20 protein-coding genes are annotated in these 25,460 nt (G+C 63.0%); 9 read left to right on the plus strand and 11 right to left on the minus strand.

The genetic code is table 11. The features are described 5' to 3' along the window. Positions 1–2 precede the first annotated feature (2 nt). Entirely contained in the window at positions 3–647 is a 645-nt protein-coding gene (locus tag ACT53R_RS16480; RefSeq protein ID WP_476173001.1) for a hypothetical protein, read from the minus strand. 565 nt (positions 648–1,212) lie between these two features. Between ACT53R_RS16480 and ACT53R_RS16485 the strand changes: the two genes are divergently transcribed. The 4 genes from ACT53R_RS16485 (at position 1,213) to ACT53R_RS16500 (ending at position 5,176) form a co-directional block, all read left to right on the plus strand. Then, positions 1,213–1,833 carry an aspartyl/asparaginyl beta-hydroxylase domain-containing protein gene (locus tag ACT53R_RS16485; RefSeq protein WP_476173002.1) on the plus strand — a complete coding sequence of 207 codons (621 nt, stop codon included), beginning with the start codon at positions 1,213–1,215 and terminating at the stop codon, positions 1,831–1,833. A 146-nt stretch (positions 1,834–1,979) separates the two neighbouring features. Continuing rightward, positions 1,980–2,786 (plus strand): sulfotransferase domain-containing protein, encoded by an 807-nt coding sequence (locus ACT53R_RS16490; protein ID WP_476173003.1) that lies wholly within the window; start codon positions 1,980–1,982, stop codon positions 2,784–2,786. A gap of 86 nt (positions 2,787–2,872) precedes the next feature. After that, complete coding sequence (locus ACT53R_RS16495; RefSeq protein ID WP_476173004.1) at positions 2,873–3,802, plus strand: sulfotransferase domain-containing protein; 930 nt, start codon at positions 2,873–2,875, stop codon at positions 3,800–3,802. Between the two features lie 81 nt (positions 3,803–3,883). Continuing rightward, positions 3,884–5,176 carry an aminotransferase class I/II-fold pyridoxal phosphate-dependent enzyme gene (locus ACT53R_RS16500; RefSeq protein ID WP_476173005.1) on the plus strand — a complete coding sequence of 431 codons (1,293 nt, stop codon included), beginning with the start codon at positions 3,884–3,886 and terminating at the stop codon, positions 5,174–5,176. Between the two features lie 85 nt (positions 5,177–5,261). Here ACT53R_RS16500 and ACT53R_RS16505 read toward each other — a convergent pair whose 3' ends face one another. The 3 genes from ACT53R_RS16505 to ACT53R_RS16515 form a co-directional block, all read right to left on the minus strand. Then, positions 5,262–5,612, minus strand: a complete 351-nt coding sequence (locus ACT53R_RS16505; protein ID WP_476173006.1) for a hypothetical protein — start codon at positions 5,610–5,612, stop codon at positions 5,262–5,264. 233 nt (positions 5,613–5,845) lie between these two features. Further along, positions 5,846–6,187 (minus strand): hypothetical protein, encoded by a 342-nt coding sequence (locus ACT53R_RS16510; RefSeq protein ID WP_476173007.1) that lies wholly within the window; start codon positions 6,185–6,187, stop codon positions 5,846–5,848. Positions 6,188–6,288: 101 nt separating this feature from the next. Next, entirely contained in the window at positions 6,289–6,513 is a 225-nt protein-coding gene (locus ACT53R_RS16515; protein ID WP_476173008.1) for a helix-turn-helix domain-containing protein, read from the minus strand. An 85-nt stretch (positions 6,514–6,598) separates the two neighbouring features. Here ACT53R_RS16515 and ACT53R_RS16520 point away from each other — a divergent pair, with 85 nt between their 5' ends. Further along, positions 6,599–7,402 carry a hypothetical protein gene (locus tag ACT53R_RS16520; RefSeq protein WP_476173009.1) on the plus strand — a complete coding sequence of 268 codons (804 nt, stop codon included), beginning with the start codon at positions 6,599–6,601 and terminating at the stop codon, positions 7,400–7,402. 896 nt (positions 7,403–8,298) lie between these two features. Here the strand turns inward: ACT53R_RS16520 and ACT53R_RS16525 are convergent. From ACT53R_RS16525 to ACT53R_RS16535, 3 genes are all read right to left on the minus strand, one after another. Beyond that, positions 8,299–9,288, minus strand: coding sequence for an ATP-binding protein (locus ACT53R_RS16525; RefSeq protein ID WP_476173010.1), 990 nt, complete (start codon positions 9,286–9,288; stop codon positions 8,299–8,301). A gap of 3 nt (positions 9,289–9,291) precedes the next feature. Further along, on the minus strand, positions 9,292–11,181 hold the full coding sequence (locus ACT53R_RS16530) for a hypothetical protein (RefSeq protein ID WP_476173011.1): 1,890 nt from the start codon (positions 11,179–11,181) through the stop codon (positions 9,292–9,294). 1,008 nt (positions 11,182–12,189) lie between these two features. Further along, a complete protein-coding gene (locus ACT53R_RS16535; protein WP_476173012.1) occupies positions 12,190–14,946 on the minus strand; it encodes an Ig-like domain-containing protein in 2,757 nt (918 codons plus the stop codon). A 226-nt stretch (positions 14,947–15,172) separates the two neighbouring features. On the opposite strand from ACT53R_RS16535, the gene ACT53R_RS16540 reads away from it, so the two are divergent. Continuing rightward, positions 15,173–16,126: an acyltransferase domain-containing protein gene (locus ACT53R_RS16540; protein ID WP_476173013.1), complete on the plus strand. Its 954-nt coding sequence runs from the start codon at positions 15,173–15,175 to the stop codon at positions 16,124–16,126. Further along, a complete protein-coding gene (locus ACT53R_RS16545; protein WP_476173014.1) occupies positions 16,123–18,780 on the plus strand; it encodes a methyltransferase domain-containing protein in 2,658 nt (885 codons plus the stop codon). The genes ACT53R_RS16540 and ACT53R_RS16545 overlap by 4 nt, the downstream gene beginning before the upstream one ends. 19 nt (positions 18,781–18,799) lie before the next feature. On the opposite strand, the gene ACT53R_RS16550 is transcribed toward ACT53R_RS16545, so the two are convergent. The 4 genes from ACT53R_RS16550 to ACT53R_RS16565 all read right to left on the minus strand — a co-directional run bounded on the left by ACT53R_RS16550 (position 18,800) and on the right by ACT53R_RS16565 (position 22,678). After that, the gene (locus ACT53R_RS16550) at positions 18,800–19,636 is read right to left on the minus strand and encodes a 4'-phosphopantetheinyl transferase family protein (RefSeq protein WP_476173015.1); all 837 of its coding nucleotides are present in this window, start codon (positions 19,634–19,636) and stop codon (positions 18,800–18,802) included. Positions 19,637–19,645: 9 nt separating this feature from the next. Continuing rightward, positions 19,646–20,407 carry a metallophosphoesterase family protein gene (locus ACT53R_RS16555; protein ID WP_476173016.1) on the minus strand — a complete coding sequence of 254 codons (762 nt, stop codon included), beginning with the start codon at positions 20,405–20,407 and terminating at the stop codon, positions 19,646–19,648. A 168-nt stretch (positions 20,408–20,575) separates the two neighbouring features. Then, entirely contained in the window at positions 20,576–22,078 is a 1,503-nt protein-coding gene (locus ACT53R_RS16560; protein WP_476173017.1) for an aldehyde dehydrogenase, read from the minus strand. A gap of 51 nt (positions 22,079–22,129) precedes the next feature. Continuing rightward, on the minus strand, positions 22,130–22,678 hold the full coding sequence (locus tag ACT53R_RS16565; RefSeq protein WP_476173018.1) for a cupin domain-containing protein: 549 nt from the start codon (positions 22,676–22,678) through the stop codon (positions 22,130–22,132). A gap of 142 nt (positions 22,679–22,820) precedes the next feature. Here ACT53R_RS16565 and aptA point away from each other — a divergent pair, with 142 nt between their 5' ends. Together aptA and ald are read left to right on the plus strand one after the other, a co-directional pair. Next, entirely contained in the window at positions 22,821–24,191 is a 1,371-nt protein-coding gene (gene aptA, locus ACT53R_RS16570) for an omega-aminotransferase AptA (RefSeq protein ID WP_476173019.1), read from the plus strand. A 36-nt stretch (positions 24,192–24,227) separates the two neighbouring features. After that, positions 24,228–25,343 (plus strand): alanine dehydrogenase, encoded by a 1,116-nt coding sequence (gene ald / locus ACT53R_RS16575; protein WP_476173020.1) that lies wholly within the window; start codon positions 24,228–24,230, stop codon positions 25,341–25,343. Positions 25,344–25,460: the final 117 nt, after the last annotated feature.

Consider the following 25,460-nt stretch of genomic DNA (forward strand, 5'->3'; position numbering starts at 1 on the left):
ACCTATCGCTTGGGCGTGCGCGACACTTCTTGTGCGCTGGTGCGCGGCGTACGCGCAGGCGCGGCGTCGGACGCGGGCGATTCGGCCCCTTCGATCCTTACGCGCGCAACGACGCTCACTTCACCCTTGCCGTTCAAACGGTCAATGACCCACCTCAGCGTGCGGTATTCAGCGTAGGGCACCGGCTCCTCATGCAGCTTGCCGTCTGGACCCTTGACCTTGCGCGTGAGGGGTTCTCGCCCAAAACTGCCGCCGGCCGTTGCAGCCTCGGCAACCAACCCGGCGGGAGCGGAAGCGGACCTGGGCAGATAGTCCGTTCCCTGCGGGATAGGCAGAGTTGCTGCCATCCCCGACACCGGCTTGTTGGTGGTGTTTCGATAGGTCGCGCGGTACTCGATGATGTCCCCGGGCATGACCGCATCGGCCGGGAGGTACTGCTCCTTCCCGTCCGCACCTTTGATCACTTTGAACTGCACCAGATCCACCTTCACAGGCGGAATGGCTTGCACTTTGGGTGTCGCGCGATCCTGGGCAATCGCAAAAACGGGGCTGATCGCATTCAGCACCAATGCCAGCATTGCAGAGACCAGTAGCCCATTCCAGGATCGAATCGATGGTCGCCCCATCAAGCAGACGTTTGTATTCATTGCTCCCCCTGTCCTTTGAAACATGAACCAAAATCATGTTGATCCACACGCCAACTGCGGCGCATGCGCTTTGACATATCCCTCGCGTCGGAAAGCCGAAACCATCTCTTGTGTCGTCACCTTCCGGCTCAATCGCACCTTTTGAGGATGTGGTGAGTATTCCCCTTTTTTTTACATCTTGGGTTCTGCTTTCTTCAACTATCAATTCGAGTCCGTGGAACACGAGAGAAACAAGAGTATTTCCGACATTGTTCGCCACCCGCTGGAAACCCGGCCACCTGTCAACGCCACGTGCTCGACCGACTCCATGACCGGCCGCGGTGGACGAGTCGCCGCTCTCTCTCACCGCCAAATTACGAACGACTTCAAGCCCGAATGCCTGAAGGCCAACGTCGACGTCCAGCAGGCGGGTTGCCGAAACGAGAATTGACAGTTGCGCAAAGAAGAACCTCGCGTACCGGGCTGGCCAGGGCAACTGTGTTCAACTCGGGTAACTGTTTGCCCCCCCCCTGCGGAGACGGTCACTACCAGCGGCGCCGTCACAAGTCGAAGCAAAGGAGCGGTGATGGATTTTCAAGGAAATTTCAAGTTTATCGATCGATACGAATCCAGCGCACTGGAAAACACGGTCCTGTCCTTTAATGAATCACTTTGGGACAGCCTATCCTGGCGGGACAGGATAGGTCATGAGCATCGTCATACCCAGACTATTCCAATCCTGTTCGACAAGGACTTTCGCCATGTGAACCCATCTCGGCATCCCGCGTATGGCGCCTTGGAAGATGTAGTCCATGATCTTGAAGAGATCATGAAACGTCGTTATGAGGATCTGGATGGATATTTCATCCGAATGATCATCGTGCGACTAAAGCCTTGGTCAGAGATTCCTCTTCATTACGACACGGGCTCATCCCTCCCGTACTCGCATCGAATTCACCTCCCACTTAAAACGAATGAAAATGCGATATTCGAGATTGGAAGTGAATGCAAGAATCTCCAGAGGTTCGACCTGTGGGAAGTCAACAACCAGCGCGAACATGGCGTACGAAATGCTTCAAGCGAAGCGCGGATACACATGATCATGGACTGGGTGACCTCCGATCTTGTGCGTTTGAGGAAACAGGAACTGGGCTTGGAGATTGGAGATGTCGGCACTCCGCCCAAGGAAGATTCAAGATCTCGGTAACCGGGATGTTCAAACCTTTGATGGGCATTTGAAGCATTTTTCATTGTTCGTCTGGATGCTGTTGCTACTTGCACCGGAAGAAGCTTGCGGCAACCTGTCGATTGCAGCACCCGGCAGCCGATCTCAAGGAATCAGAGGGTCTCAGGATGACGTCAGATGCCATGGAAAGACAAGAACACATCATTCAAGGCATTCGAGTGCCGTATTTCGTAACTCAGAAACGCATCGATGAGCTGCGGCAGCGCACGATGAGGGACGATGATGTTTGGTTGGTGACCTATCCGCGATCGGGAACAACACTGACGCAGGGACTGTTGGCCGGCATTCTCAACAAGGAATCCAGAATCTCTCGGCACAAGGCCGTTCCCTGGCTCGAGGTTGGCGATCCGCAGGTCCACTATTACGTGGAATTGGATGTCATTGATGACACCCCGCCCCCGAGATGTTTCAAAAGCCACTGGCCCGCAGAAGGCCACATGGACCCCTCATTGCCCGGTGCCGGCAGATTCATTCATGTATCCAGGAATTGCCTGGACATGTTCACGTCCTATTACCACCAGTATCTCAGCCCGCCTGATGATGCCCCAATATATCGAGGATCTCCCGACGATTTCCTTCAGCTATTCATGCGCGGCAATGTTCGGTGGGGCAATTATTTTGATCACTTGGCATCTTGGCGGGCGTTCAATGACGCGCCCAATGTGTTGTTTCTGACGTACGAGCAGATACTTAATGACATGCCTTCCGCGGTCGAATCCATCGCCGAGTTCATCGGCGCGCAAGTGGGTCATCGTGATATCGATTCAATTACCGAACGCTGCAGCTTTCCCAACATGAAAGCCAGGGAGCCTGAGGCGCCAAACCACTTCAGGCACGGAACGATCGGAGGTCATCGGAATTTTTTGACAGAAAGACAGATAGAGATACTGCTATCTCGTCTCAATGACAAATAGATGCCGTCTTGATGCGGCAGGCGGTAGGCGGTATGGCACATGCAAATCAAGGATGTCGCAAAAAAAGTCAAGGAACGAGGTGGGACATGAAAAATTACCGCGAGCGCTTCATCCAAGCACGCGAACTTGGAATTTACCTCGAAAGCGAGTATTCAGCGTGCGCGGAGATGCCGGCCCCATGGCTAATGGATTCCGACGTCCTGATTGCCACTTTTCCGAAGTGCGGGACCACACTTGTGCAACAGTTGACGTATATGGCTGTAAGCCGAGGGGACGCTGGATTTCACGAAATTGGACGCGTTTCCCCATACCTGGATTGGCTTCGCAGAAGCAGGCAAAAGCTGCGCTTCGAGACCGCATATACACCGCGGACAATGAAGACGCATTCGCTTCCCAAGGACCTACCCGGATGCACTCGCGCCATATGTTGCTTCAGAGACCCTGGCGATGCAGCTGTCTCGTATTACCACTTTCTGTCCCATTGGCTTTTTGATCCGTCTCGACTGACTATCGACGAATTCGTCATTGACTTCTTTTGCTGCCCCGATCAGCGGCAGACAAGTTATTGGGCACATTTTCTGGCTTGGCGGGACCGATGCCGAACAGGAAGTGCACTTGCCCTGGCCTACGAGAACCTGATCAAGGACAAGCGACCAGCCGTTGAGATGATCTGCACCTACCTCGGGCTACCTTTCGACGCAGCGCTCGTGGATATGGTCTCCCGATACTCGTCCTTTGGATGGATGAAGAAGAACGAGAGCAAGTTCAACGAGTCGGACCTGCGTCGCAGTAGCGAATTCTACGTTCCAAGCGACATGGGCAACCTAGTGACGAAGGTGCGCTCTGGGAAAGCGGGCTCCGCATTAAGGGAGCTTTCTGATGGGTCTCTTGATCTTCTCGAGCAACGTTGGTCGAAGCTGATTGCGACAAAGACAGGACTTCGATGCTATCGCGATTATCTCGATGAATTGGCTAGTGACCACGAGCGCCACGGTCGTCTTGGCGTACAGATTTAGCAATGAATCTTTTTTCTATTCTGGAAAGAAATAGCATCACTCGTATCCTCATCGACAACCCGATTTTTTTTGGAGAAAAAGATGAACGACCTCGTGAGCGCATATGTGCAACGGCTGGAGAATTTTTGTCAAAACGGATCTATCGGAGATGAGCCGAGTGGCGTTTATACAGCCGTGGGGTCTCCGCTTGGCCCTCGAATCCATGTGAGGAAAGGGGGCGGAGAGGTTTCTGAGGTTGTGTCATTCTTGAGTTTGGACTATTTGAATATCGGCCAGCACCAAGCCGTGCTGGAGGCGGCACAGAAGCATCTAGAACAGTATGGAATCGGATCGGCGTGTTCGAGAGCGCTCATGAATTTCGAACCACACCAGGAACTGGAAAGGTCTCTTGCAAAGGGACTGCCATCATCTTTTGGCTGTGTCCTTACCAATACCGGATACGGAGCGAATGTAGCGCTCGTACATCTCTTATGCGATACCGTCAATGCTTTAGGTGGTGGCCTACTGCGCAAATCGAAAGACATCCTGGTTTGCGCGGACGTTTTTTCCCACACCTCCTTGCTCAAACCGCTGATGAGCCTGAAGAATGACCGTGGATTTAATCTTGTCAAATATCCGCATCTCGATTATGAGGCACTTGATCGATCGCTTTCCGAGCACGGAAGAGATAAAGATATGAAGCTTGTCGTGACAGACAGCTTGTTTTCCATGGGCGGAGATTTCGCTGACATGGAAGCACTCCTTGGCATCGCTAGGAAGCACAATGCTTTCTTAATCGCAGATGGCGCCCATAGTGATTGGATTTATGATTCGCAAGGGAGCGGCATCTTTATGGATTCCAGTCGATTTTCCGCGGATGATCTTGAGCGAGTCATTTTTACCGGGACGCTGAGCAAGACGCTGTCCACGCAGGGAGGGTTTATCATTTTCCCGGCCCAATGCATCAATGAGCTGATCCGGTATTCTTCCTCCGAAGTGATTTTCTCTGTGTCCATTCCGGCTTGGTCAGCGGCGACATGTTGTCGGACGCTGGAACTGATCAGGAGCTCGGTAGGCGTCGAAAAACGAGCACAGCTCCACGCCCTGTCGGCGCTCCTCAGGCAGCGCTTGCGGGAAGAGGGGTTCAATACGCTGACTTCCCAGTCGCACATTGTTCCTGTTCTCATCGGCGCATCTGTCTGCGAAGTACAGAAATATCTTCTTGAAGAGTTGGGGATCTACACAGGCGCTGTCCGTTGGCCTGCGGTTCCGAAGAATGGCGCATTGCTTCGGTGCGCTGTAAACGCGGGACATACGGGGGAAGATATGGAGCGGCTCGTGAAAGGATTGGCGATGGCGCGAGACAAGTTTCCGTCTCTGAGAGCTGTTTGCTGATCTAACTCGAAGAACGGTACCGTATGCCATACCGAGCATACCTTTGCATCGTGCTATTTTCCTGATTGGCAATGCGCTTCAACATTCATTCTGACTGCACATGTTTGGTAATTACCCGACACCCGCGCCTCGGCAGAGGCGATTCCGCGGCGAGTGTGTCGGGTTCGATTTCGGCTGTCACCTCCGGCTCGGGAACGATGGGCGGCAGGGTCACGAGCGTCTCGCGTAGCGCCTGAGGGAGCGTCCGGCCCCTGAGGCCGGAGCCCTGATGGCTGCATTCGAGGTTGTAGTAGCGCAGGAACGCCTTGAGGTCGCGCTCGGCGCATTCGAACAGGCGCCTCTGCCCGTCCGAGAGAACAAAGGTAATCTCGCGGACGCGGGCTTCAGCGAAAAGGCCGCTGATGGCGCTTGAGAATGCCGTATCGCTGCCAGACACCACGCATCCTGGAGGGACTGACCTTGATGCCGGAGAGACGAAGCTGGTTGGCGACGAACCGGGAGCCTTTGGTGGGATGCTTGAGGCAGAAGTCGAGGATGGCGCTTCGACCTTATGGCCGACCCAGTTGGGTTGCTGCTCTGCTCGACGAGGCCGGCGACACCGGCGGCTTGGAAATGGATTGTCGCGTACGATTGCACAGTGTGCAGTAGAGGCGCGTTTGCCGAGCACGCTCAGTAGAAATCGGTGCAACTGCGCTGGTACGTCTCAAATGCCTTCCCGATGACTTCCCCCGAGACTTCCGATGGGGCGATGCGACCACGCTTGGCGATCGCCAGTGCAACGGGGTACCAGCCGCGGAATTCCTCAAGTCGCAAGCCCATGCAACTACGTGCCGCCTCATATTCAGGGCCCTCGAATTCCTTGTTGTCGACATTCAAGGCACGAAGGGCAAGCACGGCATCGTCCGCCACACGGGCAGCCTTCGTCGGCTCATCCTGCTGCTGGGCATAGACACTGGCCCACACCTGCTGCTCCCGGTCGGACATCAGATGCCACGGCAGGTACGCAGTCATTGCGATCTCCAGAAATGACAGGTTGGCGCCCGGCCGGAGGAGCGCGCCATCACGACGAAAACATTACGAACACTGATACTGCCCTGCCTGGCAGGCCGTCGCTAGCCCGACTCCGCATCTCGCATGACTTCCCATAGCTTGACGTCGAGGCCGTGACAAATCCGCTGCAGCGTATCCAACTGCAAGTTCTTCTCGCCTCTCTCGATGGCGCTGTAGTAGGTGCGATGCATGTTGATGCGATCGGCAAACGCCTCCTGGCTGCAACCAGTGGCTGCTCGCCGAACGCGGAGCGCCTTTCCAAGGCGTTGAGCTAGGGTCGCGGACATCCCGCCACCCTAGTTAGCTGCCTCTTTAAGCTCTACAGGCTTAAAGATAGACTACTTATAGATTCCATTCAAGCCAGGACCGATCATGGACGTCAGCACCCTCGCCCCTCGGCTGCGGACCTTCTTGTCCGCCGCTGGATTTGCCGTATGCGCGTGTCTCCTCACGGCATGTCGCGGCCCGATGGACCAGCCTCTGGATACCGGGTCATCCATGCAGGCATACCGAGCGTCTCTCGACCCAATCGTCGAGAAGATGACGTCGCACGAACGGGATGCATACGAGTGGGCCGTTCAAGGCATACCGAACATCGCGGCACTCCATGCAAGGTATCCGAACGGCAGCCCTCGGGACATCATCAGTGCGCGGGTCTCCGAAGTGCGGTCAAGCTACTCGCGCACCATTGCCGAGCTTGAGTCGTCCGCGAAGGCATCCGCCTCCGTCAGAGATGATCTGAAGAAGATCGTCGCTTCTGAAGGTCAACTCGTCATCGAGAACGACTTCTTCGGTCCACAGCCTCGCATCAAAGTTGTCGTGCATAACGGCTCGTCTAGAGGCGTCAGCTCTCTGCAGTGGCGGGCCTCGCTTTACCTGGAAAATGCGAAAGCACCCATAGCCGCAACAGTTCTATCCCAAGACTTCAAGAGCGATGGCGGTTTCAAGCCAGGCCAATCCTACGCCTCTACATTCACGGTGGGATTCGTTCGCGGCGACGGAGCATGGACAACCCTTGAAGTCCGAAACGCCGCGCAACGCCGGGTTCTGCTTGAGCCTGTGCTGAACACTGTTCGTGACTTTGGAGATCGCCCTTATCTCGCCAACGACGAAGTCGAAGAGATCAACGCGCTGCGGGAAGCGAAAGCGGAAGCCGACAAGTACAGCGACATCTGACGGAGGTCACGGCAACAGGTGAACGATCGTAGTCGAAGTTCCGATTCGCCAAGAAGCCAACCGTCGATACCAACTATCGACGATCTTGGGCTGCAAGCATCCATCTATCTCGCCGCCTTGCTCCGCGCTCAGGAAGAACGAATCAGCGTCACGCCAGCATCTCGGCTCACTCTTGCAATGATGGTCGAACTGAAGACCCTTGGCATCATCGATGCCCCGTGGCCGGAAGCGCGGTGGGATCTCGAGCCACGAGCCGAAATCACGCCAATAGAGGGATTTCAATGGCTATACGCGTGGGCCGCGTATTCACGGGACTCCGTGCATGAAGCGATCGTTGAACTGATCGCTTCAGTCCGGCTAAAAGAGATGGACAGCGAGTGGCGTGTCAAACTATGGCAGTCACTTTCCGTAGCCGAGATCGAAAGCTACTTCGGACTGCAGTTGGCCAAGCACAGATTTGAGAGGAAATGGGCAAGCGACATTGAATACGTCTACAGAGAGTGTCGCCCCGCCATGTCCATTGCCAGATGGCGCTACTGCTGCTGGGCAGCAGTCAGGCATGGCGCATCATCGTCTCAGCAGCAGGCATACCCTGACCTAGGCGCAGTGAGAGAGGCCATCTATAGCGAGCTCAGGAAGCGAGCAGATCTGGTATGCACTGGAGAATGGCCGGGATGCACTTTTCCCCCGACGAACCCTAGGCCTCAAAATGCGCTTGGCCGGCTATTCGTCGATCAGCTTTCCACTGTTGGAAGTGGCTATTGGAACTCTCCTGCAACTGACGCAGGGTTACTCATCTAGCCTAGATCATTTGACCATCTGAATGCGCGGGATTGAGGACTTCATCTGCGCCTGTGATGAAGCATTGCGATGAGGGCCCAATGGAGGCATCAGCTTCAGTCGCCCTCCCCGTCATCGCCACCGTAATCGCTACCCTCGCTGCCGTCCTTCTTGGCAGGGGCATCGAGCTGCAATAGCCCGGCAGCATTGACCACGTCCTTGACTTGACCGGGTGCCAACCCACGAAAACCCGGTTTCGAGGCGTACTTGTGGAAAATGTACGTGGCCATCGTCGTCAGCGCCTGCATCGAAACCTCTTCCACTGGCTCGATGCCCATTTCCTCGCGACGTCTCACGTATTCGATGTAGATCGGTTCGGCTTCATTCGCCAATCGCCAGTTGGCGTCCCATGCTTCGGGAGCCAGTCCCTGCGTGAAGCTGATGCCGCTGCGCGCCGGATGAAAACAGTGCTCATCGAAGCGCTTGTAGGCGTACTTCACTTCATCCGAAGAACGATGCCCTACGAACTCGACGTCGTCGGCCATTAGGCGCGCCGTGATCTGCTTCTCCCCGGCCTGGATCAGGAGTTCACGCTTTAGCTTGAGCTGAGGCTGCCCTACCATCAAGGTGAACAGCATCACCCGATATTGCTGATAGAGCTCGTTCTGGATGGACATGAGAATTTCAAAGTGCAGCGTTTCGAGACGTTGCGCATCATCCAAGACCAGCATGATCTTCTTGACGGGACAACGACGGGCCAGCACCAGGAACCGGTTGACGATCAGCTCCATCTTCTGATCTTTCGAACCACGCTTAGGTGGGATCTCGCCCAGGGACCGAAGCAACATGTCGAGGAAGTCGCCCTCACGAACGACGTCGTGCTTGCGTACGCACAGAAGAACAACGGCAAGCTTGTATCCCAGAGTGTCAGCAAGATACCGCTTGATAAACTCGGCGCAATGGGACTTCCCCAAACGTCGCTGGCCGTAGATCATCACTCCTGAAAAATTGAGCCGGATCCACGCCGTGAGGCTTATCATGATCCGGCCGATCGGCTTGGTCAGGATCAGATAGTCGTTTCTCTCAATCGGATGGGGGGCAGGCATCGATCATCCTTTCAACTTGCTGCCGAGCAATGCTTCGATGTCGAACTCATCGTCTTTCGCAACATCAGCAATCAGTCGCGACGACGCAGATGGACGACTCGAACGCGCAGGCGTCTGGGGTTCAATGCGCACCGATTTGTCACGCGCCTTTTTCGGCTGCGCATGGCTCGCCTTGCTGATTTTGCGCAAGAACTCGGTCACCTGCTCTTCCGGGTCGACGCCTTCGGTCCAATGAAAATTTCCATCCGCAATCTCCCCATTGAGTCTCTTGCGAAGCCGCGTGTCGTGGACGAATTCCGCCCACGGCCCGCGAACCCAGAGGACCCCCAGATCTATACCTCCGGCGACTTTTGCTTCGATCGTTCGTAGATCGGTAAGATTGACGGTGATGATAACTTCCGTTCCCGCCAAGATATTGCCGCTGGCACGTAGCATGTCGTTGGTGTAGTTGCCTTTGAGATACGTAATGCGCGGCGCATGGTCTTCACTGCAGCTCACCGTCGCAGTGAGTTCGATCTTCAGCAGGTTTCGCCACGCCGCCTTGGCGGACATATCGGCGCGAACCAACGCGGACTCAGGTTCCTCTCGGAGGAACTGCAACGGCGACTTGCCATAGTGAGCTGCGTGTGGTTCGGCGTTGTAGTTGCTTAGCACTACATCTAGATACTCCTCCATTTGCTCGATCGTGAGTCCATTCTCTTCTGCATCCTTCATCGCAGCATTCCTCTCTTTGTTGCTCATGTCCGGGCGTACGCCGCCGATAAGGTGCTGGACATTGCGATGCGTGATCGTATTGAAGAGCTGCTCGATTTCGGAGCGAGTCCTCGGTTCGCCAGGAATTCCAAGTCGAAGCGTGGCGTGCAACCGCTCGAGCACGATCTCTCGGATGTTGTCGGCATGCCCACACAAGGCATTGTCGAGGCTGATGGTGTCGGCGAAGCGACCCGCGCAACGCGGAATAAGGCCAGACGGCATGCCAGCCCCCGGCTTGTATTCAAGCCCAATGATTTCGAACTGTTGGCGACGCTGCCAAGGGTTCATCATGCCGTAGAGGCATCGCAGCAGGTCCAGGTGCGACGGCTCTCGCTCCACGGAAAGACTCCACCCCAAGCACGCCCCACTGTCGACCTCAACGGCGGCAATCAGCCAAGGGCGAAGCACGCGCGTTTTGAAGCGTCCCTTTCGCCCGATGAATTTCACGCGGATGAAAGAATCGAGCCGATGAGCATCGATCTGAACATGCCGGTAGCGCATGTCAACCTGGGGCCGAAATGCACGCTCTATAGACTCTCGCAAAGGAGTGCGGGCATCGGCTCGTTGCATGGCGATTTCTGCGTTTAGCGCCATGCGATAACCTTCTCGCCCCTTGTTCTGAAGGGTGAATGGGTATCCCGCCTTGCCTTTCAGCTTGACCAGCGCGCTCAGGAAGATTCCATGTTCCTTCTTGATGGGAACGCGGCCTTCGTACGTGTGATGACTGTACTTTCTTGCTTGACTCGACAACAGCGTGCGCAACGATTCGTGGCTCGCAAGCAGTTGCGAAAATAATCCGCCCGCACCACGACCGACTGCCAATGCATCGTCGTTGACGGATTTTTTCCGTTCGTAGGCCTTCCTTCGAACGTATGGAATCAGCGCGCGGAATCCACGGATTCCATCTCCGGGCGAAGGCATCGCGCAGGCCTCGATCATGGAATAGAGTGACGCTGCATCGACGCCCTCAGCTTCCTGGATCACCATGAGCTTTTCGCCACGCATGTACGCCTCAACCGCCCGCTTCCGCTTCTGGTAGACATCCTTGTATGCCGACGGAATCTCTTTGTCGGAAGGCACAGTCCAGTTGGCTGTGTCACGCCACCTCACCGGAAACAGTTTTTCAACTTTGCGGTGCATTGAGGGCCTTCGTCAGGAGAGTGTTGAGCGAGAGGCCTCGACTCCAGTCCAGCTCAAGGCTCCCTTTGCGAACCATATGAAAGATCGCGCATTGCGATACATAGCTGTCAGCCCCGGGCAAATCACACACGTCACCGATGGTTTGACCCGTTTCAGGCCATTCTGTGATTAGCTTCCTGCAAGTGATTCTCAGGCCGCCTTGAAGGCGAGCCGATACCGCATAGGGGTGTGCCTGCTCAAGCGCTAGTAAGAGGGAGCGTCGCGCCCACATCCAACGTGGTGTGATTCGTCCCCGATCAGGTTCGACTGACTGGAATCCGTCGGCCAGCAAATCCCATGGGGTTGAGGATGCCGCCGTGTCAGCTCGTGCTTCCTGCGCGACATCGATCAGGTACTCCTTTCCGGCGTACTCAATCCAGAAGTCGGCTACCCACTCGCTAGGCTCATCCGGATTCGCTGGCAGCTCAACGTAGGCCGTCGCCTCCCGGCACCAATCCAGCCATAGGCCGAGCCAGTAGCAACGGGCCGGAAGGATGACTTCACGGCCGAGCTTTGCGCTGAAGAACTCACAGATCGAGATGGCCCGTCGCTTCTTCAGCGGCAGCCTGACAGGACTCGGCCTTGGGCGTGCGGTTACCCCATCAGGGGTGCCCCTCAAACACCAACCGAATCCTTTATAGGACTTTTTGGTGTTGGGCGCAACGCCTGAATCTACATTATTCTTGGCGCGTTCCTAGAGCGATCAAGCAGTTAGCTTCCACGGGTTTGGTCGACTTCAGGTGGGCGTCCATTTTGCCTGCCTTACGGGCAGACAATGGTGATACCACTCGATTACGTGCAGGCGATCAAGGCCTGCGCCGACGTGGACGTTGGTGCCTCGGTTGAGTGGTTTGACCACCACCTGTGCGGCATCGGACGATGGCCGGACACGCGCAAGCGATATGCAATAAAGCGAAGGGCCGCGCCCGGATGGACGCGGCCCTTCGCATTTCCGACCCTTCCAGGTGCTTACTGCGTCATCAGCGACACGTCGTCGATCAGGAACGACGTCGCCACCTGCGAGCCTTCCACGCCGAGGAAGTACACGCGGATGGTCTGGCCTTTGTAGGCGCTCAGGTTGAAGCTGCGCTGGACGTAGCTCGTGCCCTTGTTGAGGTTCGAGTACGTGGCCAGCGTGCCCAGCACGGTGTTGCTGCTGTTGCGCACCTGCACCGTCAACGTGTCATAGGCGTTGGTGGTCGTGGTTTCGGCGCTGTCCACGCGCAGCCAGAACGTCAGCGTCGCGCTGGTGGCGGTCGCCGGGATCGACACGGTCTGGTACACCGAATCCGTGTGCGTCGCGCCGTAGCCGTTGAGCCACGCCCTCCAGGTGCCGGTGCGGGCCGGCAGCGTGCCGCTGCTGGTGATCACGCCGCTGGTCGCGGTCCAGCTGGTGCTGCCGGATTCGAAGCCGCCGTTGACGATGCGCTCCACCGCGGACGTGGTGTTGCTGATGGAGAACGCGACCGCGCTGGACGTGCCGATGTTGTTGGCGGCGTCGTAGGCCTTGGCGGTCAGGGTGTGGCTGCCGTTGGCCAGCGTGGTCGAATCCAGCGTCGTCGAGTACGGCGAGGTCGTGTCAGTGGCCTTGAGCACGTTGTCGACGTAGAACTCGACCTTGGCGACGCCCACGTTGTCGCTGGCGGTGGCCGCCAGGGTGATCGTGCCGCTGGTGCCGGTCTCGGTCGCGCTGACCGTCGGCGGCGTGGTGTCGGCGGTGGTGTTCGACACGGTGAAGGCGACCGGCGTCGACGTGGCGCTGTTGCCGGCGGCGTCGAAGGCCTTGGCGGTCAGGCTGTGGCTGCCGTTGGCCAGCGTCGTCGAATTCAGCGACAGCGAATAGGCCGCCGTGGTGTCGGTGCCGACCAGCACACCGTCGACGTAGAACTCGACGCGGCTGACGCCCACGTTGTCGCTGGCGGTCGCGGCCAGGCTGATCGTGCCGCTGGTGCCGGTCTCGCTGGCGCTGACGGTCGGCGGCGTGGTGTCGGTCGGCGGCGTGCCGCCCTGATCCACCCACACCGGCGCGGACCACAGGCGCAGGCCGTTCGCCTGGGTGACGAGCGCGTAGTAGAAGTGCTGGCCGGTGGTGGGCGTGAAGGTGTAACTGCCGCTGCCCTCCGTGAGCTGGGTGACCGTGCCCTTGCGGCCCGGGACGCCCTCGAAGAACTGCACGCGCTGCGCGGTCTGGCCGCTGGTGCTGGCGAAGTTCGCGGTCAGGGTGACGTTGCCGGTGTTGGTGAAGGATTCGCCCATCACGTGGCCGTTCGCGGTCAGCACGAGCTGGCTGGTGCGGTCTTCGGTCGCGAACACGCGGCGCGCGCGCAGGGCGTCGTAGAACGCGGTCGTGGTCAGCGCGGTGCCGCTGGGCAGCAGCACGCCGGTGCGGTTGGTGAAGCTCAGGCCCCAGTTGGCGCAGTGGTTGTCCTGGTCGCTCGACGGCGCGACGTGGTAGCCGGCTTCCAGCAGCTTGTTCCAGGCGTCGCCGTAGTTGCTGCGACCGACTTCGGTCTGCGTGGTGTTCGTCGAGAACGCCGAGCTGTTCATCACTTCCGCCAGCACCATCACGTCGGCGCCGTTGGCGTCGTACGCCAGCGACACGCCGCCGATCTGGAACTGGCCGGTGGTCGCGGGGTGGTTGAACTGGCCGATCCAGCCGCGCTGCTTCATCACCGCATACAGCCCTGCGTAATCGTTCTTCGCGGTGAACACGCCGCCGATCAGCTGGCTGGAGCTGTTGTATTCCCACTCGGCGAGGACATCGGGATTGATGATGTTGAGGTGGCCGCCGTTGCTGATGACGCCCCACTCCAGGCCGTACAGCGCCATGAAGCCCGGGTTGGCCGTGCGCGCGGACGTCGCCGCCTGCAGGCCGCTGCTGAAGAGGTTGTTGGCGGTCGTCGGCGAGGCGGAGGTGTTGGTGCCGGTCGAGCCGTCGTACATGTGGTTGTGTTCGGAGGTCAGCAGGAAATCGCCGCCCGCCTGCGTCCGCATCATCGTGTAGGCATCGGCCGGGCCCATCGTGCCGCCCTGCGGGACTTCCGAACCGCCGCAGCTGGCGACTGCCGTGCCGCCGTCGCTGTGGTTGGTCTGGCTGTGCATGTTGCCGTAGTAGATCGTGTACGGCAGGCCGCCGGTGGCGGCGATGCTCTTCTGCGTCGTCGCGGCGCCGGTCGCCGCGGCGCTCTGCCTGCCCATCGGCAGCGGCGCGATCGGCTTGACGTTCGCGGCGGGCACCTTGCCCAGCATCACGTCGTAGCGCTGCTCGACCACTTCGTCATGGAACGTGGCGAAGGCCAGTCGCACCTGCTGCGCGACGCTCAGGCGGGCGTCGCCCTTCGTCGTGATGGTCGGCACTGCGCGCAGGCGGACCGTGTAGTAGCCGGAGGGCAGCGCGCGGCCGTTGGCGTCGAGCCCGTTCCAGCGGCCGAGCTTGAAGCCGCGGCCGTCCTTCAACGAGGCGATGCCGCTGTCGCTGCCGATGATCCGGCCGCTGGGCGCGATGACGTCGACCATCCAGGCGGCCCGGGTGGCGTTGCCGGCACCGGGATAGTCGAAGTCCACGCGGATCGGGAACTTCGCGTCGACGGCGTTGAACGGTACCGACAGGCTGGCGTCGAATTCGTAGTGGTCGGGGTGGCCGAGGTCGGCCGCGGTCGCGAGGCTGGTGCAACAGAAGGCGAGCGCACAGGCAAGGGCCTGCCGGCGCCAATGGCGATTGAGCATGGGTGGGCTTCCGGGGGATCGAACGAATCCGCGTCCGTGCGGCGGGTTTCCTGGCGGGCCTAGTATGAACCGTGCAGATTGCAAGCACGAGACGCCGGCTCCGGCGGGGCCGGCCCGGGCGGCCCCCTGCCCCGGGGCGGTCCGGCGGCGCGGTCTGCCGGCGGCGGAGCCATCGGCGATGCCATAATCCCGGGCTGCCGACAGGGATTACACAGGAGTGGTGGGAATGTCGCTTGCCAGGACGGTCTTCGTCTTTTCCGGACAGGGATCGCAGTACTACCGCATGGGCCAGCCGCTGTACGACGCCGACCCGATCTTCCGCGAACACATGCGCCGCCTCGATGCCCTTGCGGCCGAGCGCTGCGGCGTCTCCGTCCTGGAGGCGACCTTCGCCGGCCAGAAGTCCGACAACTTCGACCGGACGCTGCTGACCCATCCGGCGATCTTCATGCTCGAACACGCGCTGTCGCTGCGGCTGATCGCCGGCGGCATCCGGCCGGACGTGGTGCTGGGCGCCAGCCTGGGCACGTTCGCCGCCGCCGCGCTGGCCGGCTGCATGGACGAGGCGACGGCGATGACGGCCGTCGTGGCCCAGGCCCGCACCTACGAGGCCACCTGCGCCCCGGGCGCGATGATCGCGATCCTCGACGCCCCGTCGCTGTACGAACGCGAACCCTTCCTGCACCGCACCAGCACGCTGGCGGCGCTGAATTTCGACAAGCATTTCGCGGTGTCCGCGCCGCAGGCGGCGCTGGACGGGATCGAGGCCGAGCTGAAACAGCGCGGCATCGTCTTCCAGCGGCTGGCGGTGTCCTTCGCCTTCCATTCGCAGTGGATCGACGCCGCGCGTGCACCCTACCTCGAGGCGATCCGCAGCCTGACGTTGCGTCCCGGGACCTTGCCCATGGCCTGCTGCGACCGCGCGGCCACGGATGTCCGCACCCTCGTCCACGACGACCTGTGGAATGCCGCACGCCTGCCGATCCGCTTCCTCGACACCGTGCTGGCGCTGGAAGCCGAAGGCCCGTGCCGCTACATCGACGTCGGCCCGTCCGGCACGATGGCGACCTTCCTGAAGTACGCCCTGCCCCGCGGTTCCGCGTCCACGGTGCACGCCGTGCTCACGCCGTACGGCCAGGACCTGCGCAACCTCGACACGCTGCTGGCGGCACCGCGATGAGCGACTGGAGCCGGCAGCTTGCCGACGCGCTGGCGTCGGGCGAACCCGAGGCGATGCGCCGCGCTCTGTCCGCCGTGCCGCAGGGCGCGCTGCGGCAGGCGATCCCGCTGCTTGACCGGATGGCCGACGACGGCGAACGCGCCGGCCGGCTGGAGGAGGCACTGTTCTATCGCGACTGTCTGGTGGAAGCGGCGCCGGAACGCGCCGCGGCCCGGCTGGCACGCGGCCGTCTTCGGCTGCGGCTGGGACTGCACGAGGAGGCGCTCGGCGATGCCGGCCTCCTGCTCGACGGCGCCGGCGAAGACGCCGCGGCGCTGCGCCTGGCTGGCGAAGCCCACGAAGGCCTGGGCGACCTCCGCGAGGCGCTGGCCGCCTATCGCCGCGTGCAGGCCGCAGTGCCCGATCCGACGCTGGCCGAGCGCATCCGCACGCTCGAAACCGAACAGGCCCGGGCGGAGGTGCTGCGTCGTGCGCTGGATCCGGAGGCCGCTGCCGAACAGCCGCGCATCGAACTGCCGCCCCCGCCGGACGTGCGTTTCGACCCGGCGATCCGCGACGATCCGTCGATGCCGGTCGACGCCGAGGCGTTCCGCATCGACGGGCTGGTGCGCCACCTCGGCCGCTACGGCAGCCAGGCGTCGCCGCGCAGCACGCTCATGCGCCTGCGCGATCCGCACTGGTGCGACGCATGGGACCGCGCGCTCGCGGGCACCGCCGGGACACGGGTGCGCTTCGCCGGCAGCGAACTGGGCGTGTTCGCACTGCGCGCCCTGCACCACGGCGCCGCGCACGCGCTGTGCGTGGAGCGCCACGCGCTCGACGCGCGCATCGCCACCGGCATGGTGCAGAAGCATTTCCTCGGTGCGTGGCATGCCCGGCACGGCGACGTCATCCGCCAGTGGAGCGACGACGAGCGCCGCGACTCCTTCGACGCCTTCACCCAGGCGATCGACATCACCCCGGCCGAAGCGGCCGGCGCCGCGGCGCCCTGCGACGTGGTGGTGTTCCCCGGCATCGACCACACCCTGCTGGGCACCGGCCTGGTGCCGGCGATCCGCGCCGCGCGCACCACCGACGGCGGCGTACCGCAGGTCATCCCCGCGCGGGCCACGCTGCATGCGATGCCGATCCAGTGGCGTTATCCCGACGACGAGGCCGGGGCCGGCTTCGACCTGACCGCCGTCGATCGCCTGCGCTGGAGCGCCTATCCGCAGGCGCTGGAGCTGGGCCCTGAATGCTGGACCGCCCTCGCCGCTCCGGTCTGCGTCGGCACGCTCGATTTCGCCGCGTTCGAGGCCGGCGCGCAGGAATTCGAACTGCCGGCGCTGTGCGACGGACGCATCGACGCCGTGCTGACGTGGTTCGACCTGGATCTCGACGGCACGTCCGCCGACACACGGATCAGCAGCGCCCCGGAGAGCGGGCTGCGCTGTCTGCGTCCTGCCGTCCATGCCGCCGACGGCTTGCCGGTGCGCGCGGGCGAACCGCTGCGGCTGCGGATCGAATGCCACGAAACCCGGCTGCATGCGCGCACCGTGCCCGCGCCGTCGCGACTGCGGGCGAACACGCTGCCGTCGTGGTACGTGCCGATGCTGTGCGACGCGCGCCGCAACGGCGCCTACCGCCATGCGCTGCGCGGTCTGCTGCGGCAGGCGCCGTCCCGGCTGGCGCTGGACATCGGTGCCGGCACCGGGCTGCTGTCGATGCTGGCCGCGGAGGCCGGGGCCGCGCACGTGATCGGCTGCGAACAAGTGCCGGCCATCGCCGCGGTCGGTCGCGAAACGCTGGCGGCCAACGGTTACGCCGGTCGGGTGACGCTCGTCGATAAGGACTGCCGCGCACTGGAGATCCCCGGCGACCTGCCCGAACGCGCCGACCTCGCGCTGTTCGAGCTGTTCGACTGCAGCCTGATCGGCGAAGGCGTGCTGCATTTCCTCGCGCATGCCCGCGAGCACCTGCTGCGGGCGGATGCACGCTTCCTGCCCGCGGGCGCGCGGCTGCGCGCGCAGGTGGTCGAGTACCGTTTCGACCGCGTGCTCGGCGTCGATGCCGGACTGCTCAATCCCTATCTCGCGTCGCTGGAGTTCGTGAACGTCGAAGCACGCACGCTCGACTGCCGGCCCTTGAGCGCCCCGTTCGACCTGTTCGACTTCGACTTCGCCACCGCCGGGCCGGAGCCGCAGGAGCTGGCCGTCGAACCGGTCGCGACGGCCGACGGCACCGCCAGTGCCCTGCTGTTCTGGTTCGACCTGCGCCTCGACGGCGAGACCGTGCTGTCGAACGCGCCCGACGCTCCGCCGCTGCACTGGCACCAGGGCCTGCAGTTCCTGCCCGAGGCGCGCATCGCCGCCGGCAGCGCGCTGCCGCTCGTGGCGAAGCACAACGGCAGCGCCTTGCGCGTCCAGTGGCGCCCGGACGGACTGCCGGCCGATGCCTTCTCGCGCCTGCCGCGACTGGACCCGAACTGGCTTGCGGCCAACGCCGAGCTCGACCAGCGCACCGGGCAACTGCTCCAGCACTGCGCGCAGGACCCGGACGAATACCGCAAGGTCGCCGCGATCGCGCAACGGCTGGCGGTCGACCCGGCGCGCCACGGGCTGGATCCGGTGATCGCGGAGCGCTTCCTGCGGATGTTCCTGCGCGCCCCGGACTGACGCCGGGGCGTTCCGGCGCTCAGGCGTCCGCGTCCGAGCGCCGCGTGGACACCGCCATGATCGCTTCCTCCGCGCACAGCGGCAGGCAGCGGCGCAGCGTGACCGTCGACGGCGGGCGTTCGCCGCGCTCGGCGCAGACCGCGAGCAGGTAATTGCCGGCAGGCCGGTACTGCCACAGTGCCCAGCGCTCCGGCGCGTCCTCCAGCGAGGGGTCGATCGCCAGTCGCACGCCGGCGTCGTGCGGGTAATGGATGCTGAAACGGTCCAGCGGGATCGACAGCCCCTGCCCCCGCGCCTTGATGTACGACTCCTTGAAGGTCCAGTACTCGAAGAAACGCACGTGGCGCGCCGATTCGGGCTGCTGCCACAGCGACTCGACCTCGACCGGGGCGAAGAAGCGGTCGGCGATGTCCAGCGGACTCTCGCGGTCGTCGAGGTGCTCGACATCCACGCCCAGCTCGCGGCCGCGGGTCACGCCCAGCGCGATCAGGCCGCGGGTGTGCGAGAGGTTGAAGCGCAGGTCCGCCGCTTCCGGGCAGCGGGTGACGATGTCCGGCGCGATGTGCGGCCGGCCGTAGCCGTTCCCGGCGAACCGCCAGTCACCTGGCGCGAGCGGCGCGTAGCGCGAGAGTACCGTCCGCACCAGCGCCCGGGTCACGAGGTAGCGCAGGCGGTCGTCGGCGAAATAGAAGCGCGGCTCGCGCGCCCGTTCTTCCTCGGTCAGCAACGTGCGCAGGCGCGGCGCGAGGTCGGCGGCCAGGTCGTAGTAGGCCAGCCACAGGTCGATGTCGGCCGTGCCCGGTGCCGGGTCGGCTTCGGGGTTGCCGCGGTGGTCGGTGGCGTCCGTTCCGCCCATGCGCCCTGCTCAGATGTCGTCGATGCACAACAGCCGCTTGGAGGCGATGGATTCCTCCTGCGGGTAGCCGAAGGCGTTGTTGATGTAGTGCACGCCGTCGATCCGCACCGAGCGGTTGATGTGGCTGTGGCCGTAGACGTGGATGTGCGGCGTGAACCGGCGCAGCTGCGCCTCCAGCCGCACCGTGCCGAGCACCGGGTCCAGCGTGCGGTGCCGTTGCGGCACGAACATCGGCACCAGGTCGATCCGCGGCAGGAAGTGCGAATACGTGATCACCCGCTCCGGCGCGTCGTCCGGCGGCGCGTCGTTCATGCCGTCGAACAGCGCCGACATCTCCGCCGGGCCTGCGCCATCCGGCCAGCGGCAGGTGCGGAAGTCGGCCCACATCTGCAGCAGGTTGTCGTCGGGCTTGCCGAAGGAGAAGTCGTACCAGCCCAGCAGCGGCTGGATCAGCGTGCCCTCGCGACGGAAGGCCTGCATCGACGCGCCATTGTCGGTGGCGATGTCCGCCACTTCGCGGAACTTGTGCAGGGAATGCCGGTCAGGCGGCTCGCCGACCACCCACAGGTCGTGGTTGCCGGGCACGAACAGCACCTGCGCGAACCGGCGGGCGAAGGCATCGATGCACTCGGCCAGCAGCTTCGGCCGGTGCGACACGTCGCCGGCGAGGATCAGCAGGTCGTCGCGATGGTCGGCCCGGGAGAGGCCATGGACCCAGCGCATGTTCGCGTCGTAGTCGACATGGATGTCCGAAATCGCGAAGACGCGCATTGCAATCCTGGAGCTTGGGGACGGGGGCGGTGCAAAGGCACCGCGGGAGGCGGGTCCGCGGCGATTCTCCCTTGCCCCCCGGACCGGGTCAAACGCGAGCGTTTCGCATCCATGACCACCGCCCATGGCCGGCGTCATGCACGACGCCGGCCGCGCACGCATCGCGGATCAGGTCGCGAGATTGATCCAAGTCGCCTTCACTTCGGTGTACTTCTCGAAGGCATGCAGCGACTTGTCGCGACCGTTGCCGGACTGCTTGTAGCCGCCGAACGGCGCGGTCATGTCGCCGCCGTCCCAGTAGTTCACCCAGACGCTGCCGGCGCGCAGCTTGCGCGCCACGCGATGTGCGCGCCCGATGTCGCGGGTCCAGACGCCGGCGGCGAGGCCGTACTCGGTGTCGTTGGCCAGACGCAGGGCCTCGGCCTCGTCGTCGAAACCGATCACCGACAGCACCGGGCCGAAGATTTCCTCGCGGGCGATGGTGTGGTCGTGGGCGACGTCGTCGAACACGGTCGGTTCGAGGTAGCAGCCGCCGCTCACCACGTCGGCACGGCGCCCGCCCAGCAGCAACTTCGCGCCCTCGGCCTGCCCCTTCGCGATGAACTCCAGCACGCGGGCGGTCTGGCCTTCGTCGACCATCGCGCCCATCGCCGCGCCGGGCTCGAACGGGTGCCGCGGCTGCATCGCGCGGCCGGCCTCGACCACTGCGGCGACGAACTCGTCCTTCACCGAGCGCTGCACCAGCAGGCGCGAGGCCGCGGTGCAGACCTCGCCCTGGTTGTAGAAGATCGCGGTGGCGGCGGCCTTGGCGGCCTGTTCGAGGTCGGGCGCGTCGGCGAAGACGAGGTTCGGGCTCTTGCCGCCGCACTCCATGTAGGCGCGTTTCATGTTCGAGCGCCCGGCGCACTGCAGCAGGTGCCGGCCGACGGCGGTCGACCCGGTGAACACCAGCCCGTCGACGTCCATGTGCAGCGCCAGCGGCTCGCCGGCCTCGCGGCCGAAGCCCGGGACGACGTTGAACACGCCGGCGGGGATGCCCGCCTCCATCGCGATCTCCGCCAGCCGCAGCGCGGTCAGCGGCGATTTCTCGGACGGCTTCAGCACCACCGAATTGCCGGTGGCCAGCGCCGGAGCGATCTTCCACGCCGCCATCAGCAGCGGGAAGTTCCAGGGCACGATCGCGCCGATCACGCCCAGCGGCTCGCGGGTGATCAGGCCCAGTTCGTCCTGGCCGGTCGCGGCCACTTCGCCGTAGACCTTGTCGATGGCTTCGCCGGTCCAGGACAGGCAGCGGATGGTCGCGGCGATATCGACCTGGCGGGCGTCGGTGACCGGCTTGCCCATGTCCAGCGATTCGAGCACGGCCAGCTCATCGCCATATTTTTCAATGAGCTGCGCGAACTTGATGAGAATCTTCTTGCGATGCGTGGGGCGGGTGTCCGCCCAGATCCCCGCCTCGAAACTGCGCCGCGCCGCGGCCACGGCAAGGTCGATGTCCTCGGCGCCGCCATGGGCCACCTGCGCCAGCACGCGGCCGTCGATCGGGCTGATGCAGTCGAAGGTGCGGCCGTCGGCAGCGTCGACGTAGCGGCCGTCGATGAAGGCCCGGGTCCGGAGGTCGAGGCCGTCGGCGATCGCCTGCCAGCGTTCGCGGGTGTCGGGGGTGGTCATGCGGGAGGCTCCGGATTCGGGACAGGGCCGATCGAACGGCCCGGGAAGAGATCAGAACGTCGGCGGCGTGCTGGCGCTGACGATCACCGCGTCGCAGTCGCCGATGTTGCGGAAGCGGTGCGGCTTGCGGCAGTCGAAGTAGTAGCCCTCGCCCGGGCCGAGTACCCGCACCTGGTCGTCCACGGTCAGCTCGACCTGGCCCTGGAGGATCACGCCGCCCTCCTCGCCGTCGTGGGTGATCATGCCCGAGCCGGTGTCGCTGCCGGGTTCCATCACTTCGCGCAGCACGCACATCTGCCGCTTCGGGCGATGGTGGCCGATCAGGAAATAGTGGATGTCGTTGCTGCCCATGTCGGGCTGCTCGTCGACGCCGTAGAACGGCTGGTCCGACGGCCGGGTGTCGATGTCGAGGGTGAAGAAGTCGGCCATCGAGATCGGGATCCCGTCCAGCACCTTCTTCAGCGAGCTCACCGACGGGCTGACCTTGTTCTGCTCGATCAGCGAGATCGTGCTGTTGGTGACCCCGACGCGCTTGGCCAGCTCGCGCTGGCTGAGCCCCTTGTTCTTGCGGACGAGCTGCAGGCGTGCGCCGATATCCATGGGGTTCCGGTCGACTTTGGTGTAGCGGGATACTTTACACGGCTACGGCCGTGCAGCATTTTTCGCCAAATACGAAGCGGTTGTAAAGTTTTTTCAACGCGCTAAGCTTCCCGTCGACCCGTTCGGCTCAGGATTCCGCCCCATGCGCGACGACACCCCCGCCTCTTCCCTCGGCGCCGCCTACACGGCCCAGGCCACCCGCATGCCGGACGCGATGGACGCGTTCTGGATGCCGTTCTCGGCGAACCGCCAGTTCAAGGCGAATCCCCGCCTGCTCGCCAGCGCCGAAGGCATGTTCTACCGCTCGGTCGACGGCCGCGAGATCCTCGACGCCACCGGCGGCCTGTGGTGTGTCAACGCCGGACACGCCCGGCCTCGCATCGTCGAGGCCGTGCGCCAGCAGATCTCGACGCTCGACTTCGCGCCCACCTTCCAGATGGGCCATCCGCTGCCGTTCACCCTGGCCGAGCGGCTGAAGGCGATCGCGCCGGACCACCTCGGCCACCTGTTCTTCACCAACTCCGGCTCGGAGTCGGTCGATACCGCGCTGAAGATCGCCCTCGCCTACCATCGCGCCCGCGGCGAAGGCCACCGGACCCGCCTGATCGGCCGCGAGAAGGGCTACCACGGCGTCGGTTTCGGCGGCATCTCCGTGGGCGGCCTGCCCAACAACCGCAAGTTCTTCGGCAGCCTGCTGCCGGGCGTCGACCACTTGCGCCACACGCTCGACATCGAACGCAACGCCTTCAGCCGCGGCCTGCCCGCGCACGGGCTGGAACTGGCCGAGGACCTCGAACGCCTCGTCGCGCTGCACGATGCCAGCACGATCGCCGCCGTCATCGTCGAACCGGTCGCCGGTTCGGCCGGCGTGGTGCTTCCGCCGGAAGGCTATCTGCGCCGCCTGCGCGAGATCTGCGACAAGCACGGCATCCTGCTGATCTTCGACGAAGTCATCACCGGCTTCGGTCGCGTCGGCAAGGCGTTCGCCGCCGAGCGCTTCGACGTGAAGCCCGACATGATCACCTGCGCCAAGGGCCTGACCAACGGCTGTGTGCCGATGGGCGCGGTGTTCGTGTCCGACGGCATCCACGATGCCTTCATGAAGGGCCCGGAGCAGATGATCGAGCTGTTCCACGGCTACACCTATTCCGGCCACCCGCTGGCCTGCGCCGCCGCGCTGGCGACGCTGGACACCTACGCCGAGGAAAACCTGTTCGAGCAGGCGATCGTGCTGGAAGACGCCTGGGCCGACGCCATCCACGCCCTGCGCGGCCTGCCGAACGTGGTCGACATCCGCAACATCGGCCTGATCGGCGCGATCGAGCTGGCGCCGCGTCCGGGCGCGCCCGGCGCCCGCGCCTACGACGTGTTCACGCGCTGCTTCCACCAGGAAAACCTGCTGATCCGCGTGACCGGCGACGTGATCGCGCTGTCGCCCCCGCTGATCCTCGACCGCGACCACATCGATCGCATCTTCCGAACCCTTGCGCATGTGATCGCCGAAACGGCCTAATGCGCGCCTTGCCCATCCTCTGAACGGTATCCAGCCATGCTCATCGGCGTTCCCAAGGAAATCAAGAATCACGAATACCGCATCGGCCTGACCCCCGCGGGCGCGCGCGAGCTGGCGAACCATGGCCACCGGGTGATGGTGCAGCGCGACGGCGGCAAGGCCATCGGCCTCACCAACGAGATGTACGTGAAGGCCGGCGCCGAGATCGTCGACACCGCGGAAGAAATCTTTGCCCGCGCCGAGATGATCATCAAGGTGAAGGAACCGCAGCCGGTCGAATGCGCGATGCTGCGCCCCGGCCAGGTGCTCTACACCTACCTGCACCTGGCGCCCGACCCGGCGCAGACCGCGGCGCTGGTGAAGTCCGGCTGCACCGCGATCGCCTACGAGACCGTCACCGACAAGCGCGGCGGCCTGCCGCTGCTGGCGCCGATGTCCGAGGTCGCCGGCCGCATGTCGATCCAGGCCGGCGCGCATGCGCTGGAGAAGGCGCAGGGCGGTTCCGGCGTGCTGCTCGGCGGCGTGCCCGGCGTGAAGCCGGCGGAAGTGCTGGTGATCGGCGGCGGCGTGGTCGGCATCAACGCCGCACGCATGGCGATGGGCCTGAACGCGCACGTCACCATCCTCGACCGCTCGCTGGAGCGTCTGAAGTACCTCGACGAGGTCTACGGCCACCAGCTCACCACCATCTACTCGACGCACGACGCCATCGAGGAACGCCTGCCCGACACCGACCTGGTGATCGGCGCGGTGCTGATCCCTGGCGCCGCTGCGCCGAAGCTGGTCTCGCGCCAGCAGCTCGGTTTGATGCGCCCGGGCTCGGTGCTGGTCGACGTCGCGATCGACCAGGGCGGCTGCTTCGAGACTTCGAAGGCCACCACCCACCAGAACCCGACCTACGAAGTGGACGGCATCATCCATTACTGCGTCGCCAACATGCCCGGCGGCGTCGCCCGCACCTCCACCTTCGCCCTCACCAACGCCACCCTGCCCTTCGCGGTGCAGCTGGCGAACAAGGGCGCGAAGAAGGCGCTGCTGGACGACCCGCACCTGCTCAACGGCCTGAACGTCCACGCCGGCAAGATCACCTACCAGGCGGTCGCCCAGGACCTCGGTTACGAGTACGTGCCGGCGGAGAAGGCGCTGGGTTGAGGCACGCAGCACATCGGTAGAGCGGCCTTCAGGCCGCTGCTTTGGCTTCCGAATGAAGCAGCGGCTTGAAGGCCGCTCTACCGAAGCCAGTCGGTGATTTCCACACGCAGGCGGCGG

This window comes from Lysobacter sp. DMC104 (assembly GCF_056313665.1).